Below are 14,714 nucleotides of genomic sequence, written 5' to 3'. Positions count from 1 at the left end.
CTCCTTTCAGACGCGTTCGAAGACGACGGCGATGCCTTGGCCGCCGCCGATGCACATGGTGGCCAGGGCGTAGCGGCCCTGGACGCGGTGCAGTTCATGGATGGCCTTGGTGGCGATGATCGCGCCGGTGGCGCCGACCGGGTGGCCGAGGGAAATGCCCGAACCGTTGGGGTTGACCTTCTCCGGGTCGAAGCCCAGGGCGCGGGCAACGGCGCAGGCCTGGGAGGCGAAGGCTTCGTTGGATTCGATCACGTCCAGGTCGGCGACCTTCAGGCCGGCCTTCTCCAGCACCTTCTGCGTGGCCGGGATCGGGCCCAGGCCCATCAGTGCCGGCTCCACGCCGGCGTGGGCGTAGGCGACGATCCGCGCCAGTGGCTTGAGGCCCTGGCGGCGCACGGCGTCACCGGTGGCCAGGACCAGGCCGGCGGCGCCGTCGTTGATGCTGCTGGCGTTGCCGGCGGTGACGGTGCCGTCCTTCTTGAATACCGCCTTCATGGCCGCCAGCTGTTCGGCGCTGGCGTCGCCGCGCACGTTCTCGTCCACGGCGAATTGCACGGGGCCTTTGCGGGTCTTGATCTCGATCGGCACGATCTGGCTGTCGAAGCGGCCCTCGGCAATGGCGCGGGCGGCACGGCGCTGGCTGGTCAGGGCGACCTCGTCCTGCATCTCGCGGCTGATGCCGTGGGCCGCCGCGACGTTCTCGGCGGTGATGCCCATGTGGAAGTGCTCGAACGGGTCCTGAAGGATGCCGACCATGTAGTCGATGCCCTGCAGGTCGCCCATGCGCGCGCCCCAGCGGGCCTGTGGCAGCAGGTAGGGGCCGCGGCTCATGGATTCGGCGCCGGCGGCCAGGGCGATGTCGCTGTCGCCCAGCAGCAGGCCCTGGGTGGCTGAAACGATGGCCTGCAGACCCGAGCCGCACAGGCGGTTGACGCTGAAGGCCGGGGTTTCCTTGGGGATGCCTGCGTTCATGGCCGCGACCCGCCCCAGATAGGCGTCGCGTGGCTCGGTGGGGATCACATTGCCCATCACCACATGGCCGATCTGCTCGGCGGCGATGCCCGAACGCTCGATGGCGGCGCGGGTCACCTGGGTGGCGAGGTCGGCCAGTGGCAGGTCCTTGAGCGAACCGCCGAAGCTGCCGATGGCCGAACGTACCGCGCTGACGACAAAGATTTCTGTGCTGCTCATGGGGGCTCCGTTTGCGAAGGCGTGGCGGGGTGGGGGTGGCTCTGCGAGAATGGCGGCCGCACCCTCCCGGGGTGGATCGAGTCTAGGCAAAGGCCTTCAGGTGGCCTATGCCGGATCTGTTCAATCAACCTGGCATTTTTTGCCACTCAGCATAGACAGCGGACTTCTGCCATGCGCGATAGCGATACGGTCGCGGTGTATTTCCTCAATGCCATGCTCCACGCCCTGCGTGAGCGGCCACAGGCACGCGACGCCCATCTGCGGGCGGTGGGCATTGATCCGCAGGTGCTGGCCGAGCCCCTGGCGCGGGTGCCGGCCAAGGCTTTCGCGCAACTGTGGCTCGCGCTGATCGACGAGCTGCACGACGAGTTCTTCCATCTCGACAGCCACGGCATGCCCCTGGGCAGCTTCGCCCTGATCTGCCGCGGGCTGATCCAGGAACCCACCCTGGGCAAGGCACTGCGCCAGTGCCTGGGCAGTTTCGCCCTGTTCCTGCGCGACCTGAACGGCAGTGTCACGGTGCGCGGCGCGCGCACGGTGATCAGCGTGCAGTCGAACATCGCCGATCCGCTGACCCGGGTCTATGCCGAGGAAACCTACCTGGTGCTGGTGATCGGCTTGTTGTGCTGGCTTGCGGGAAGGCGCATCGCCATCGACCGCACCGAACTGGCCCTGGCGCGGCCGGCGCAGGAGGACGACGCGTTGCTGTGGGGGCCGGACTTGCGCCTGGGCAGCGGGCGTACCGAGGTGGAGTTCGACAGCGCCTGGCTGCGCCTGCCGGTGGTGCAGGACCTGGCGGCGCTGAAGGGTTTCCTGCGCAGCGCGCCGCAGGGGCTGGTGATTCGCTTTCGCAACCAGAACGGCCTGGTGGCCGAAGTCTACCGCCACCTGCGCGCCCGCCACTACGGGCAGTGGCCGACCCTCAACGTCATGGCCGAGCGGCAGGGGCTTGGCGCCAGCAGCTTCCGCCGCCGGCTGGAGCGGGAAGGGCGCTCGTACCAGCAGATCAAGGACGAGGTGCGTCGAGCAATGGCTTTCGAGCTGCTGCGCGAAGGGTGCCTGAGCATTGCCGAGATCGCCGAGCATACCGGGTTCCAGGAGCCCAGCGCGTTTCACCGAGCGTTCAAGAAATGGACCGGGCAGAGTCCGGGCAGTTACCGGGCCAAGGGGAAACATGATTCGTGGTGTACTACGTAGTACGTAATATTCGGGGCAGGTGTCGGGCGATAAACTTGCAGCACCCATCAGATCGAGCGCAGACAGCACAAGACAGTTGCTCCCACATTTGTTGCAACGTGCCGAACCTGTCAGCCTATGGTTGCCCGCCTTGGTGCATGTCTTGAGACAGGTGGGGCGACAGCGCTGTCCACGCTGAGACCGCGTCGGACCCACAAGGCGGACCAGGTAATGGCACAGGATTGACTGGCCCGAAACAGATGTGGGAGCAACTGTCTTGCTCAATTTTTATAATCTGGCGCGATCCCTGTGTGGGCCTTGCGTCGCGATGCGCCGCGCTCGATATCATAGGCGCTGAATTTCTCTCGGCGAACACCCCAGTGCCCAAACCAGCCACTGGCGCAGCATCGTCGGGGTATAGAGGTTGCCGGCGCGGAACGAAAACACGCCGTACTGTTGCGCCTTGCGCGCCTGCCCGGTCATCGCCGTGCGCCAGAAGGCGCGGGGCGGCACTCATTGGTAGGGGGTCATGGGTTATCCGTGCAGCTCGAGGCTGTAGATGAGGTCGTCGTGCCAGCGGCCACCGAGCCGGTAGGCCTCGGGCACACGGCGGGCGAGGGTGAAGCCGCACTTCTCCAGGACCCGGCAGGAGGCCGTGTTGCCGTCGGTGACGGTGGCCTCCAGCGAGGTGAGACCGGTGGCGCTGGCGAAATCCACGATCACCCGCAGCGATTCACTGCCCAGGCCCTGGCCGTGCCACTCGGGCAGCAGCAGATAGCCGCATTCGGCATGCCCTGGGCGCAGCACGCGCAGGCCGGTGACTCCGACGTCCCGGCCGCTGGCCTTGTCGGTCATCACCAGGCACAGCCAGTGTTCGGCGCCGGGTGACCAGTCCGGCAGGCGATGCTCGAACCCCCGGCGCACTTCGCTTTCCGGCAGCTCGTCGAACACATGGCGCATGGTCTCGGGCTCGCGGTGGAGCCTGAGGAACAGCGGCCAGTCGGCTTCGGCCAGGGGGCGCAGGTACAACCGATCGGTGTGCAGCTCCAGCATCCGGTGCTCCTTGCGGGATTGGGAGGGCTGGAGGATTTGTACGCCGGGTTGCCTTGAGGTTCAAGCCTTTGTCCGCTGTTTGCGCGATGTGCTGAACAAGCGTCACGGTCCGATGCGCCACGGGCTTGCGGCTCTACTAATCTCAAAGGGCTATTCAAATAACCTTGCGTCCCACCGGAGGTTGACCATGAGAGGCTTGAGCCGCGCACTGGATGATTTTCAGAATGACATCGTCGGTGGCGATTACCTGCACGCCATCAACTGCATGAACGAACTGCTGACCGAGTACCGCCAGGGGCTGTCCGACACGCTCTGGCGGGAAAGTGTGGTCGATCAGTGTCGTCAGCACCCGATATTCCAGTTGCTCAAGCAAGATCCCTATACACCACGCGCCTTCGACAAACCCAGAGGTTATCCGGGGGATGCGGTGATGCTGGACTACGCCTACTACCAACAGCCGCCATCGGATGCCAGCGAGCTGGGCAAGCGGATCTTCAACGTCGTGACCTCTAGCCCGAATGCGCTCAGTGTGCGTTGGCGGCGCGAGCATATCGCCTGGTTGATCGAGCAAATGGCAGGCCAACGGGAAACGTTGGCGCTGATGAGTGTGGCTTGCGGACATTGCCGGGAGCTGGAGCTGCTTACGCCATCGACCCGCGCGCGCATCACCCGTTTCGTTGCCTTTGACAATGATGCCGAGACGCTGGCTCAGGCTAGGCAAGTCTCTCCCGAGATCACGACTTGGCAGTGCAATGTCAAGAGCTTGCCTGAAAACGGTGAGCACAACGGCTTCGACTTCATCTACAGCATTGGTATCTACGACTATCTCAGCCACGCCCAGGCAGCGAAGCTCACCACCTGGCTGATGGCCAGACTCAATCCGGGGGGGCGAATGCTGATTGCGAACTTCACTGCGGACAACTGGGGGCGGGGCTACATGGAAGCGTTCATGGACTGGAACCTGGTGCTTCGATCACGCGAGCAGATGAGAGGGTTCATACCCCAAGGCGCGTCAACGCACACCTGCCTGTACTTCGATCCCTACCGGAATGTCATCTATCTATTGCTCAGCCGACCCGCCAGCTAGGCCGTCAGGCACCTGACCGGACTCCGTGATTAAACGATCAGCTCCGTGTCCATCCTTTGGTGCGCTGGGGTAAAATCTGCACTTCACCCCGGCGCCAACACCCGTCAGACAAAGGACTGTATGCCCGCCATCCCGCTACTGCGTCGTCTTTTCGCAGGTTTCGTCCTTGCAGTGCTCACCGGCTGCCAGCCCGAGCCTGCACCGCCCCTCGACCAGCAACTCTACATCTGGCAACGCCAGTGGCGGCCGGCCCACGAACAGGCCCTGGCCGATAGCCGCGCCGACTTCTCGACCCTGCGTGTGCTGGCCTTGCAGGCCCAGCCCAAGGCAGGCTGGAGCAGGGCGCTGGCCAACCTGCCTCAGCTCAAGGCCGATGGCCGCCCGGTGATCGCCGTGGTGCGGCTGGACGGTCAGTTGCCCGCGCTCGACCTGCAGCTGGCCGGCACCCAGATCGCCCAATTGCTGGCCGACTGGCAGGCTGCCGGCTTGGCCCCAAGCGGGCTCGAGATCGACCATGACAGCGGCAGCGCCCGCCTGCCGGGCTATACCGAATTCCTCCTGAAACTGCGCGAGCAACTGCCGCCGGGCCTGAAACTGAGCATCACCGCGCTGCCCGCCTGGCTCGACAGCCCGCACCTGCCGGCGTTGTTGCAGGCGGTGGACAGCAGCGTGTTGCAGGTACACGCGGTGAGCGATCCCCGTCGAGGCCTGTTCGATCCGCTCCAGGCGAAGACCTGGGCCGAACGCTGGAGTCGTGTCGGTGACAGGCCGTTCTACCTGGCCTTGCCCGCCTATGGCGTCGCGCTGCTGCCGGATACCGGCGGTGCGCCGGTGGTGGAAAGTGAAACCCCATTGAACCGGCCCGGCGAGCGCCGCGAGCTGCTGGCCGATCCGCAGCAACTGGCGGACCTGGGCAGGCAACTGCGGGACAAGCCGCCCGCGCACCTGGCCGGGCTGATCTGGTTCCGCCTGCCATTGCCCGGCGACCGCCGGGCCTGGAGCCTGACCACCCTGAAGGCGGTGGCGCGTGGCGACACGCTCGCCAGCCAGTGGCGGGTCGAACTGTCCGGGCAGGGCGGGCTCTTCGACATCAGCCTGGCCAATGTCGGCAATCTCGACTTGGCGGTGCCCGCACGCGTGGAACTGAACGTCGAATCCTGCGACGCTGCGGATGGGCTCAACGGCTACCGCCTGCAGCAATCCCCCAAACACCTCGTCTTCAACCGCCAGTCCAGCGTGCGTGTGGCTGCTGGCGGCCGGCGCGTCCTCGGTTGGGCGCGCTGCCATGGAATCGATCAAGGAGCATGGAATGTCTACCCCTGACTGGACCCGACGCCTGCTGTGCCTGTCCCTGAGCGTGCCGGTCGGCACGGCGCTGGCCTGTGGCCCGGACTTCCCGATGCGCCTGCTGGATGACCGGGCACAGACCCTGGCCGAGCTGCCGGAAGGCAATTTCGGCTTCGAGGTGAATCGCCTCGGCGAGCAGCTGGCAGGCCTCAAGCCCACCACCGAGATGACCCTGACCCCTTACTGGGACAGTGACGACAACGACCGACCTTACCGTGAGCAGCGCAGCCGTATCGAGGCCGATGAGTTGCCGGAATCGCTGCGCGAGAAGGTCGCGCAACTGCGGGCCCTGCAGGATCCGCGACAGGTGCTGGAGCAGGGTGCCGAACTGCCGGATGAACTGCGCCTGTACATTGCCGGCGCAGTGGCCTTCGACACCGACGACCACGCCTTGGCGGCGGACTATTTCGCCAAGGTGCTGGCCCTGCCGGCCGAGCAACGCAAGTTGCGCAGCACCTGGGCTGCCTACTCGCTGGGGCGGGCGCTGATGGCCCGCAGCTTCGAGGCCAGCGATGATCCGCAACAGACGCCGCAGGCCCTGCAAGCCCAGGCGCGCGAGGCCTTCCACCAGGCCCGCGCGCTCAGCGCCGAAGGCTTCAGCGACCCGCTGGAGCTGGGGGTGGCCAGCCTTGGTGAGGAGGCCCGCCTGGCCAAGCTCGCCGGCGACTGGAACAGCGCGATTCAGTTGTATGCCAGCCAGAGCCGCCTGGGCTCGGGCAGCGGCTACAGCTCGCTCAGGCAGCTTGCCGACGAACTGGTGAGCCTGCCGGATGAACAGCTGAAGACACTGCTGGCGCAGCCAATGCCGCGCAAGCTGCTCACCGCCTACCTGCTCAGCCATGTCGGCTGGGACTACGACGGTCAGCCGCCAACCCAGGCCCGGCGCCTGCCCGCGTTGCTGCAGGCCAGTGTCGGCGGCAAGTTGGAAGACGCCGACCGCCTGGCTGCGTTGACCTACCAGCAAGGCAACTATGCCGCGACCAGAAGCTATCTGCAGCAGGCAGGCGACACCGGACTTGCCTGGTGGCTGCGCGCCAAGCTGGCCTTGCGCGACGGCGACAAGACCCAGGCTGCGGCTGCCTATGCCAAGGCCGCCGCCGCGTTCCCCCGCGAAGAGTCATGGGGTTCGCGACAGACACCCGATTGGGACTACGAAAGCGTGAAGCCCGGCTGCCGCGTCGAAGGCGAAGGCGCGATCCTGGCGTTGGAGCGCGGCGACTACCTGCAGGCCTTCGACCTGCTGTACCGCAGCCAGGAGATCTACTGGCAGGACACGGCCAGCGTGGCCGATCGCGTGCTGACCCTGGATGAGCTCAAAGGCTACGTCGATGCCCATGTGCCGGCGCCGCCAGCGCCCAAGGTGGAAGAGGGCGGTTACGTGCCGCGCCCAGTGGCGACACAGCTGCGCGAGCTGCTGGGTCGACGCCTGCTGCGCGAGGGGCGCTACGACGAAGCACCCGGCTACTTCGCCACGCCGCAGTTGCAGGCAGATGCCAAGGCCTACGGCCAGCACCGCCAGGATGCCGTCTCGCGCTGGACGCCTACCGGCCGGGCTGAAGCACTGTACGCCGCAGCGACTTTGGCGCGCAGCGCGGGCATGGAGATCCTCGGTTATGAAATGGCGCCCGACTACGCCTGGCTGGGCGGCAGCTACAGCCTGGGCAGCGCCGAAGTGCAGCCAGGGCCGTTCCTGGCCGCGGGCGAAGTGCAGCGCCAACGGGCGACCGAGGCCAAGCCCGATCAGCGCTACCACTACCGCTATGTCGCCGCCGACCTGGCCAACCAGGCCGCTGACCAGCTGCCACGCAGCAGCCAGGCCTTTGCCGCGGTGCTGTGCACGGCGGCCGGATGGGTGCCCGGCAGCGAACAGGAAAGCGCGTTGTACAGACGCTATGTCCAGCAGGGGCCGTTCGTGCAGTGGGCGGAAGATTTTGGCAAGCGGTGCGAAGAGCCCCGGTTCGACCAGGCCAACAAGCGCTACCTGACCGAGAAGCTCGATAGCGTGCGCACGGCGTTGCGGCCGTACAAGGCGCAGGTGCTGCCGGTGGGGTTGGTGGTGCTGGCGGGGGTTGCCTGGGCGTGGATGCGGCGGCGCAAGGCTAGGGGTTGATATGAGGGGGCGGCGCTGGATTCTCGAGGTGTAGGACGAGAGAGTTGCAGCGTCTATCAGATCGAGCGCCGCCCGCGCGGCGCATCGCGGGACAAGTCGCATCGGCGCACCGCCGCTCCCACATTTGTTTCGGGCCAATTATGCCTGTGAAAGTACCGGCGCCTGCCTTGGTGCATGCCTTGAGTCATGTGGAGCAGCGTTAGCGACCACGCCAAAACCGCGTCGTACCAACAAGGCGGACCAGGTAATGGCACAGGATTGACTGGCCCGAAACAAATGTGGGAGCGGCGGTGCGCCGATGCGACTTGTCCCGCGATGCGCCGCGCGGGCGGCGCTCGGTCTCAAGGGCGCGACAAGACTACCGCCAGGCACCTGTCCGCCACAACGCGGTCAAAAGACAGCCATGAGCCGCCCCACGGGTTTCAGTTCTGCGCGGTCTTCTGACCAGCCTCCAGCTTCACCGTCTCCTCCAGGGTGAAACGCCCCAGCGGGTTCTGCAGGAAGTTCTGGATATTGCTGCGCGAGATGTTGATGTACGGGCTGTAATACAGGTCGATCCAGTGCACGTCCTGCTTGGCCAGCTTCTGCAGGTCCTGGTACATCTGCTTGCGCTTGACCGGGTCGGTTTCCACCCGGGCCGCGGCCACCAGGTCCTTGACCTTGTCGTTGTGGTAGCGGGTCATGTAGTTCATGTTGGTGTCGTGGCCCAGCACGAAGGTGGTCTTCTGGTCCGGGTCGAGCACGTCATTGGTCCAGTACATCACCGACAGGTCATAGTCACCGTCGACCAGCATCTGCCAGCTCTGGGTCGGGTCGACCTTCTGCAGGTTGGCGGTGATGCCGACATCGGCCAGCTGCTTTTGCACCAGTACGGCGATCTGCTCGTCGGCCTCGTTGCCGGCGTTGACCACGTAGTTGACCTTCAGCCCCTCGGCGCCGGCTTTTTTCAGCAGCTCGCGGGCCTTGGCCGGGTCGAACGGGCGCTGCGGGTTGTCGGCGTTGTGGTAGAGCGCACCCTTGGGAATGTACGAGTAGGCCATTTCGCCGTGACCGAAGGTCACCGTGTCCACCAGCGCCTTCTTGTCGATCGCCAGGTCGATGGCCTCGCGCACTTCCTGTTTGCCCAGCAGGCCCTTGGAGTGGTTGATCAGCAGGTGGTCTTCACGGGTCGAGGGGTCGATATGGATGGTGATCTTCTTGTCCTTCTGCAACTCGTCCACCTGGGTGAACGGCACAAAGATCGCCGAGTCCAGTTCGCCGGCCTGGACCTTCATCATGCGCGTGCGGTCATCCGGGATGGAGATCCACTCCACGCCATCCAGGCTGACCTTGTCGGCCTGCCAGAACTCCGGGTTCTTCTCCAGGATCACCCGGTCGCCCCGTAGCCATTCCTTGAGTTTGAAGGCCCCGGACACCACCGGGTTCTGTGCGTATTCCTCCTCGCCGAGCTTGTCCATGGCCTTTTTCGACAGGATCGAGATGTTGGCGGTGGCGAGCTGGGCCAGGAACGGCACCGACTTGCTGTGCAGGGTCACCACCAGGGTATGCGGGTCGGCGGCCTTGGCGGTGTCGATGATCTTGTACGAGTCGGCCCAGAGCGAACCCGGGTTGTCGCGGATGCGCAGCAGGGAGAAGGCGGCGTCCTCGGCGGAGATCGGCGAGCCGTCGGAGAACTTGGCGTTGCGCATCTTGAAGGTGTAGGTCAGGCCGTCGTCGGAAACCTTCCAGCTTTCGGCCAGGCCCGGCACCAGCCGGGTGCCGCTGTTGTCGACGCGGATCAGCACGTCGTAGACGTTGGCGAATACCCAGCTGTCGCGGTTCTGCGCGCTCTTGATCGGGTCGAAGGTGGTGCTTTCCTCGCGGCAGCCGATGGTCAGCACGCCGGCGGCCTGGGCCATGCCGCTGGCCAGGGTGCTGGCGGCCAGCACGGCGGCGGTGAGAAGTTTCAATGCGGCGGGTTTCATGCTCAAGCTCCGTTTGATGGTCATGGTGGTGATGTCAGCAGGGCAGTTGCGAGTGAACGCAGGCGTGGCGCCGGGCGCCCTGGATATGCTCGGGTGGCGCGGTTTCGCCGCAGCCGGGCAGCGCATGCCGGCAGCGCGGATGGAAGGCGCAGCCGGATGGCAGGTTCAGTGGGCTCGGCGGCTCGCCGGCCAGCGGGTCCTGGGGCAGGCGTCGGGCCGGGTCGATGTCGGCGATGGACTGGATCAGCGCGGCGGTGTAGGGGTGGCGCGGGGCGGTAAAGACCTCATGCACCGGGCCTTCCTCGACGATCTGCCCCAGGTACATCACCGCCACCCGGTCGCACAGGCGGCGCACCACGCCCAGGTCATGGGTGATGAACAGCAGCGCCAGGCCCATGCGCTCGCGCAGCTCCAGCAGCAGGTTGATGATCTGCCCCTGGATCGACACGTCCAGCGCGGCGACACATTCATCGGCGACGATCAGCCTGGGCTCGACGGCCAGGGCCCGGGCGATGCCGACCCGCTGGCACTGGCCACCGCTCAGCGAACCGGGCCTGCGCTCGGCCAGCTCGGCGCGCAGGCCGACCAGCTCGAGCAGTTCACCGACCCGGGCCGGAATCTGCGTGGCGGGCACCTTGCGCTGCACTTGCAGCACTTCGGCGAGGATCTGGCCGATGCGCTGGCGCGGGTTGAGCGCGCTGTACGGGTCCTGGAAGATCATCGCGGTCTCGCGGCGCAGGCGGGCGATATCCGCCGGGCTGCCCTGGTTCATGTCGGTGCCGTCGAACAGCACCTGGCCGCCGCAGCTCGGGGTGAGCTGGAGGATGGCCCGGGCCAGGGTGCTCTTGCCGCAGCCCGATTCGCCCACCAGGCCGAGAGTTTCGCCGGCGGCGAGATTCAGCGAGGCGCCGTTGACCGCGCTGACCTTGCGCGGACGCAGGTTGAACAGGCCGCTGCCGGCGGCGGGAAATTGAACCTGCAGGTCCTTGACCTGCAACAAACTGGTCATGACAGGCCTCCGGCCAGCAGCGGGACATGGCAGGCCAGGCGGTGGCCGGGGCTTGCCTCCAGCAGTTCGGGCAATTGTTGCCGGCAGAGCGGCATGGCCTGGGGGCAACGTGATTCGAAGCGGCAGCCCGCCGGCAGGTCATCGAGCAGCGGTGGCTGCCCGGCGATGGTGGTCATGCGCCGTGCCTCGGGTTGCGCCGCCGGATGGCAGGCCAGCAGCCCGGCGCTGTACGGATGTCGAGGCCGGGCCAGCATTTCGTGCTTGGCGCCGTGTTCGCAGAGGCGCCCGGCGTACATCACGGCGATGCTGTCGCAGGTCTGCGCCACCACGCCCAGGTCGTGGCTGATCAGGATCATCGACAGCCCGCGGCGGTCGCGCAGCTCCAGCAGCAGGCGCAGGATCTGCGCCTGCACGGTGACATCCAGGGCCGTGGTCGGCTCGTCGGCGATCAGCACCTTGGGGTTGCAGCCCAGGGCCACGGCGATCATCGCCCGTTGGCGCATGCCGCCGGAAAACTCATGGGGATAGTTGTCGACCCGGGACTTCGGGTCGGGGATACCGACCTGGCGCAGCACCTCGATGGCTTCGGCCCGGGCCTCCCGACGCGAAACGCCCTGGTGCAGGCGGATGCCCTCGGCGATCTGCTCGCCGATGCGCATCAGCGGGTCCAGGTGGCTGCTGGGGTTCTGGAAGATCATCCCCAGCTCGCGCCCACGCAGGCGGCGCATGCCGGCTTCGTCCAGCTGCAGCAGGTCGTGGCCCGCCAGGCGCACGGCCTGGCCCTCGACCCGCAGGTTCGGCGCCGGCAGCAGGCGCATCAGGCCCCGGCAGGCCAGGGTCTTGCCCGAGCCGCTTTCGCCCACCAGGCCGAGGATCTCGCCTTCGCCAAGGTCGAAGGACAGCCGGTCGACCAGGGTGATATCCCGTTGGCCGGCACGGGCGATGACGCTCAGTCCGCGGACCTGGAGCAGGGGCGTGGTCATGAGCGGTCTCCCAGGCGTTCGGCGACGCCGTCGGCCAGCAGGCTGAAGCCCATGGCCAGGGTCACCACCGCCAGGCCCGGGAAGGTGCAGATCCACCAGGCGCTGGTGATGAAGCTCTGCCCCTCGGCGACCATGGTGCCCCATTCCGGGGTCGGCGGTTGCACACCGAGGCCCAGGTAGCTGACGGCGGCGCCGTTGAGCAGCACCAGCACGGCGTCCGACATGCAGAACACCACCGAGCCGAACAGCGCGTTGGGCAGCAGGTGGCCGAACAGCGTGCGTCGGTGGCTGAAGCCCAGGCTCCTGGCGGCCAGGGCGAAGTCGCTCTGCTTGAGCACGAGGATCTGCGAGCGGATCAGCCGCGCATAGGACACCCAGCCAACCAGCGCCATGGCGATGTAGAAGCTGCCCAGGCCCGGGCCGAGAATGGCCATGATCGCCAGCATCAGCACCAGGAACGGAAAGGCCAGGACAATGTCGATCAGGCGCATGCAGGCGTTGTCCAGCCAGCCGCCGACGTAGCCGGATACCGCGCCGATGCAGGTGCCGAGCAGGAACGGGAAGATCACCCCGATCAGGGCCATCTGCAGGTCGACGCGGGCGCCCCAGATCACCCGCGAGAGCACGTCGCGGCCGAAGTTGTCGGTGCCGAAGGGATGCGCCAGGCTCGGCGCGGCCAGGCGCAGGTCGCCGTTCTGCAGCAGCGGGTCGAATGGCGCAACCCACGGCGCGCACAGCGCCAGCAGGCACCAGCCGAGGACGATGGCCAGGCCGCAGTACAGGGTCAGGCGACCATCGCCGAGGTTCCAGGCCAGGCGTGCGCGCAGGGCGAGGGTGGCGCTCATTGGATCTTCACCCGCGGATCGAGGACGGTGGTCGCCACGTCGGCGAGGAAGTTCACCGCCACCGTGGCGCAGGCCAGCACCATGGCAACGCCCTGGACCACCATGTAGTCACGGGTGAAGATGCCGCGCACCAGCAATTGGCCGACGCCCGGCAGGGAGAACAGGCTCTCGATCACCACCGTGCCGCTGATCAGCCAGCCGATGTTGACCGCCAGCAGGTTGATGGTCGGCACCATGGAGTTGGGCAGGACATGCCGGCGCAGGATCGCCCCTTCGCCCAGGCCCCGGGCACGGGCGGCGGTGACATGGTCGGCCTGCATCTCCAGCAGGATGCTGGCGCGCAGGTTGCGCACCAGCACCGCCGACAGCGCCAGGGCGATGGTCAGGCAGGGCAGCACCAGGTGGTGCAGCTTGTCGGTCCAGGTACGGCCATAGCCGGACACCGGGAACAGCCCCCAGTGCACGCTGAACAGCAGGATCAGCATCAGCCCCAGCCAGAAGGCCGGCAAGCCGAGGCCGGCGGTGGTGAACAGGCGGATCAGGTTGTCGGCCCAGCCGCCCTTGTGGCGGGCGGCGAGGATGGCCAGCGGCACGGCGATCAGCAGCGCCAGGGCGACGCTGCCCAACACCAGCATCAGGGTCGGCTCGATGCGGCTGGCGATCAGCGGCAGGGCGTCGACCTTGTACAGCAGCGACTTGCCCAGGTCACCATTGAGCAGGTTCTTCAGGAAGTACAGGTATTGCACCCAGATCGGCTCGTCGAGGCCGAACTGGGCGCGGATTTTCTGGATCGCGTCCGGTGTGCTGCGCGCGCCCAGCAGTACCCGCGCCGGATCGCCCGGGATCGAGCGCACCAGCACGAAGGTGATGATGCTGATGCCCAGCAGCACCGGCAGCAGTTGCAACGGACGGATGAGGACGAACCGGTAGCGGGCCAGGCTCATCGATCAGCCCCGGTTACGTTGCAGGAAATCCAGCAACACCGGGAAATAGGCCTGGGGCTCTTCGTAGAACGGCATATGGCTGCTGTTGGGGAACACGTGCAGCTCGGCGCGCTCATGCAGCGCCAGCTTCATGCGCATGGCGCAGGCCGGGGTCAGTTCGTCGTGCTGGCCGGTGGTGATCAGCACCGGCATGCGGAACGAGCCCATTTGCTCGAGGCGGTTCCAGTCCTTGAGGTTGCCGATATAAAGGAACTCGTTGGGGCCCTGCATGGTGGCGTAGGGGCCCATGTTCCAGTCGCCCAGCGAGCGCTGGATCGGCGCCGGCCATTCATCGAGCCGGCAGACATGGCGGTAGTTGAGCAGGGTGATGGCGGCCTGGTACTGCGGGTGGTCGAGGGTGCCCATGGCCTCGTGGCGCTGCATCATCGCCACTGTTTCGCTGCCCAGGGCGCCGCGCAGGCGCTCCAGCTCGGTGATCAGGTGCGGAATGTCGCCGACGGTGTTCTCGAGAATCAGACTTTTCAGCGACTGCGGGTGATGAATGGCGTACTCGATCGCCAGCCAGCCGCCCCAGGAGTGCCCGAGCATGTGCACACGGCCCAGGTCCAGGGCCTGGCGCACCTGCTCGACCTCGGCCACGTAGCGGGTGATGTTCCACAGGCTGTCGTCATCCGGGCGGTCGGAGGCGCCGGTGCCCAGCTGGTCGAAGGCGACCACGCGGATACCCTTGTCCTTGAGCCAGGCATGGGCGTCGCGCAGGTAGTCGCAGGGCAGCCCCGGCCCGCCATTGAGGCACAGCAGCACCTCGTCCCCTTCACCAAAGCTGTACACCACGAGATTGTGGCCATCGACCGATACGTTGAACTGCTGGTCAGGTTGCATCTCACGCCACATCGCTACTCTCCTGTTGGCCATGGCTTGCAGCTATAACTAGCGCAGGAGTTTTCGTCGCCTACAAGCTAGTGTTTCCTATAGGTTTCGTATGGCAGTCCCGCGCCAAGCCGT

General features: G+C 66.4%; 12 protein-coding genes. 4 read left to right on the top strand and 8 right to left on the bottom strand.

All coding sequences use genetic code 11. The annotated features are described in order from the left end of the window. Positions 1 to 6: 6 nt before the first annotated feature. Positions 7 to 1,191, bottom strand: coding sequence for an acetyl-CoA C-acyltransferase family protein (locus tag LU671_RS07655; protein ID WP_232855286.1), 1,185 nt, complete (start codon positions 1,189 to 1,191; stop codon positions 7 to 9). A gap of 171 nt (positions 1,192 to 1,362) precedes the next feature. Here LU671_RS07655 and LU671_RS07650 point away from each other — a divergent pair, with 171 nt between their 5' ends. Beyond that, positions 1,363 to 2,388, top strand: coding sequence for an AraC family transcriptional regulator (locus LU671_RS07650; RefSeq protein WP_232855284.1), 1,026 nt, complete (start codon positions 1,363 to 1,365; stop codon positions 2,386 to 2,388). A gap of 513 nt (positions 2,389 to 2,901) precedes the next feature. Here the strand turns inward: LU671_RS07650 and LU671_RS07645 are convergent. After that, positions 2,902 to 3,420, bottom strand: a complete 519-nt coding sequence (locus tag LU671_RS07645; protein WP_232855282.1) for a GNAT family N-acetyltransferase — start codon at positions 3,418 to 3,420, stop codon at positions 2,902 to 2,904. Positions 3,421 to 3,607: 187 nt separating this feature from the next. Between LU671_RS07645 and LU671_RS07640 the strand changes: the two genes are divergently transcribed. The 3 genes from LU671_RS07640 to LU671_RS07630 all read left to right on the top strand — a co-directional run bounded on the left by LU671_RS07640 (position 3,608) and on the right by LU671_RS07630 (position 7,964). Further along, a complete protein-coding gene (locus tag LU671_RS07640; RefSeq protein ID WP_232855280.1) occupies positions 3,608 to 4,507 on the top strand; it encodes a class I SAM-dependent methyltransferase in 900 nt (299 codons plus the stop codon). 120 nt (positions 4,508 to 4,627) lie between these two features. Next, entirely contained in the window at positions 4,628 to 5,830 is a 1,203-nt protein-coding gene (locus LU671_RS07635; protein WP_232855278.1) for a DUF3142 domain-containing protein, read from the top strand. Then, entirely contained in the window at positions 5,817 to 7,964 is a 2,148-nt protein-coding gene (locus tag LU671_RS07630) for a hypothetical protein (RefSeq protein WP_232855276.1), read from the top strand. The genes LU671_RS07635 and LU671_RS07630 overlap by 14 nt, the downstream gene beginning before the upstream one ends. 422 nt (positions 7,965 to 8,386) lie before the next feature. Here the strand turns inward: LU671_RS07630 and LU671_RS07625 are convergent, their stop codons facing one another. Genes LU671_RS07625 through LU671_RS07600 form a run of 6 tightly spaced genes read right to left on the bottom strand, consistent with a single transcriptional unit; the run spans position 8,387 to position 14,603 of the window. Then, the gene (locus LU671_RS07625) at positions 8,387 to 9,928 is read right to left on the bottom strand and encodes an ABC transporter substrate-binding protein (RefSeq protein WP_232855274.1); all 1,542 of its coding nucleotides are present in this window, start codon (positions 9,926 to 9,928) and stop codon (positions 8,387 to 8,389) included. 34 nt (positions 9,929 to 9,962) lie between these two features. Next, on the bottom strand, positions 9,963 to 10,937 hold the full coding sequence (locus tag LU671_RS07620) for an ABC transporter ATP-binding protein (RefSeq protein WP_203646901.1): 975 nt from the start codon (positions 10,935 to 10,937) through the stop codon (positions 9,963 to 9,965). Next, positions 10,934 to 11,920, bottom strand: coding sequence for an ABC transporter ATP-binding protein (locus tag LU671_RS07615; RefSeq protein ID WP_232855272.1), 987 nt, complete (start codon positions 11,918 to 11,920; stop codon positions 10,934 to 10,936). Before LU671_RS07615 ends, LU671_RS07620 begins: the two co-directional genes overlap by 4 nt. Further along, positions 11,917 to 12,765, bottom strand: coding sequence for an ABC transporter permease (locus tag LU671_RS07610; RefSeq protein ID WP_203646899.1), 849 nt, complete (start codon positions 12,763 to 12,765; stop codon positions 11,917 to 11,919). The genes LU671_RS07615 and LU671_RS07610 overlap by 4 nt, the downstream gene beginning before the upstream one ends. Beyond that, positions 12,762 to 13,709: an ABC transporter permease gene (locus LU671_RS07605; protein WP_203646897.1), complete on the bottom strand. Its 948-nt coding sequence runs from the start codon at positions 13,707 to 13,709 to the stop codon at positions 12,762 to 12,764. Before LU671_RS07605 ends, LU671_RS07610 begins: the two co-directional genes overlap by 4 nt. A gap of 3 nt (positions 13,710 to 13,712) precedes the next feature. Beyond that, positions 13,713 to 14,603 carry a proline iminopeptidase-family hydrolase gene (locus LU671_RS07600; RefSeq protein WP_203646895.1) on the bottom strand — a complete coding sequence of 297 codons (891 nt, stop codon included), beginning with the start codon at positions 14,601 to 14,603 and terminating at the stop codon, positions 13,713 to 13,715. Between the last annotated feature and the right edge of the window lie 111 nt (positions 14,604 to 14,714).

The sequence above is a fragment of the Pseudomonas sp. NMI760_13 genome (genome assembly GCF_021283245.1).
Classification (GTDB): Bacteria; Pseudomonadota; Gammaproteobacteria; order Pseudomonadales; family Pseudomonadaceae; genus Aquipseudomonas; species Aquipseudomonas peradeniyensis.
Note: the sequence above shows the minus strand (reverse complement) of the source record. Positions and strands in the feature narration are given on the sequence as shown.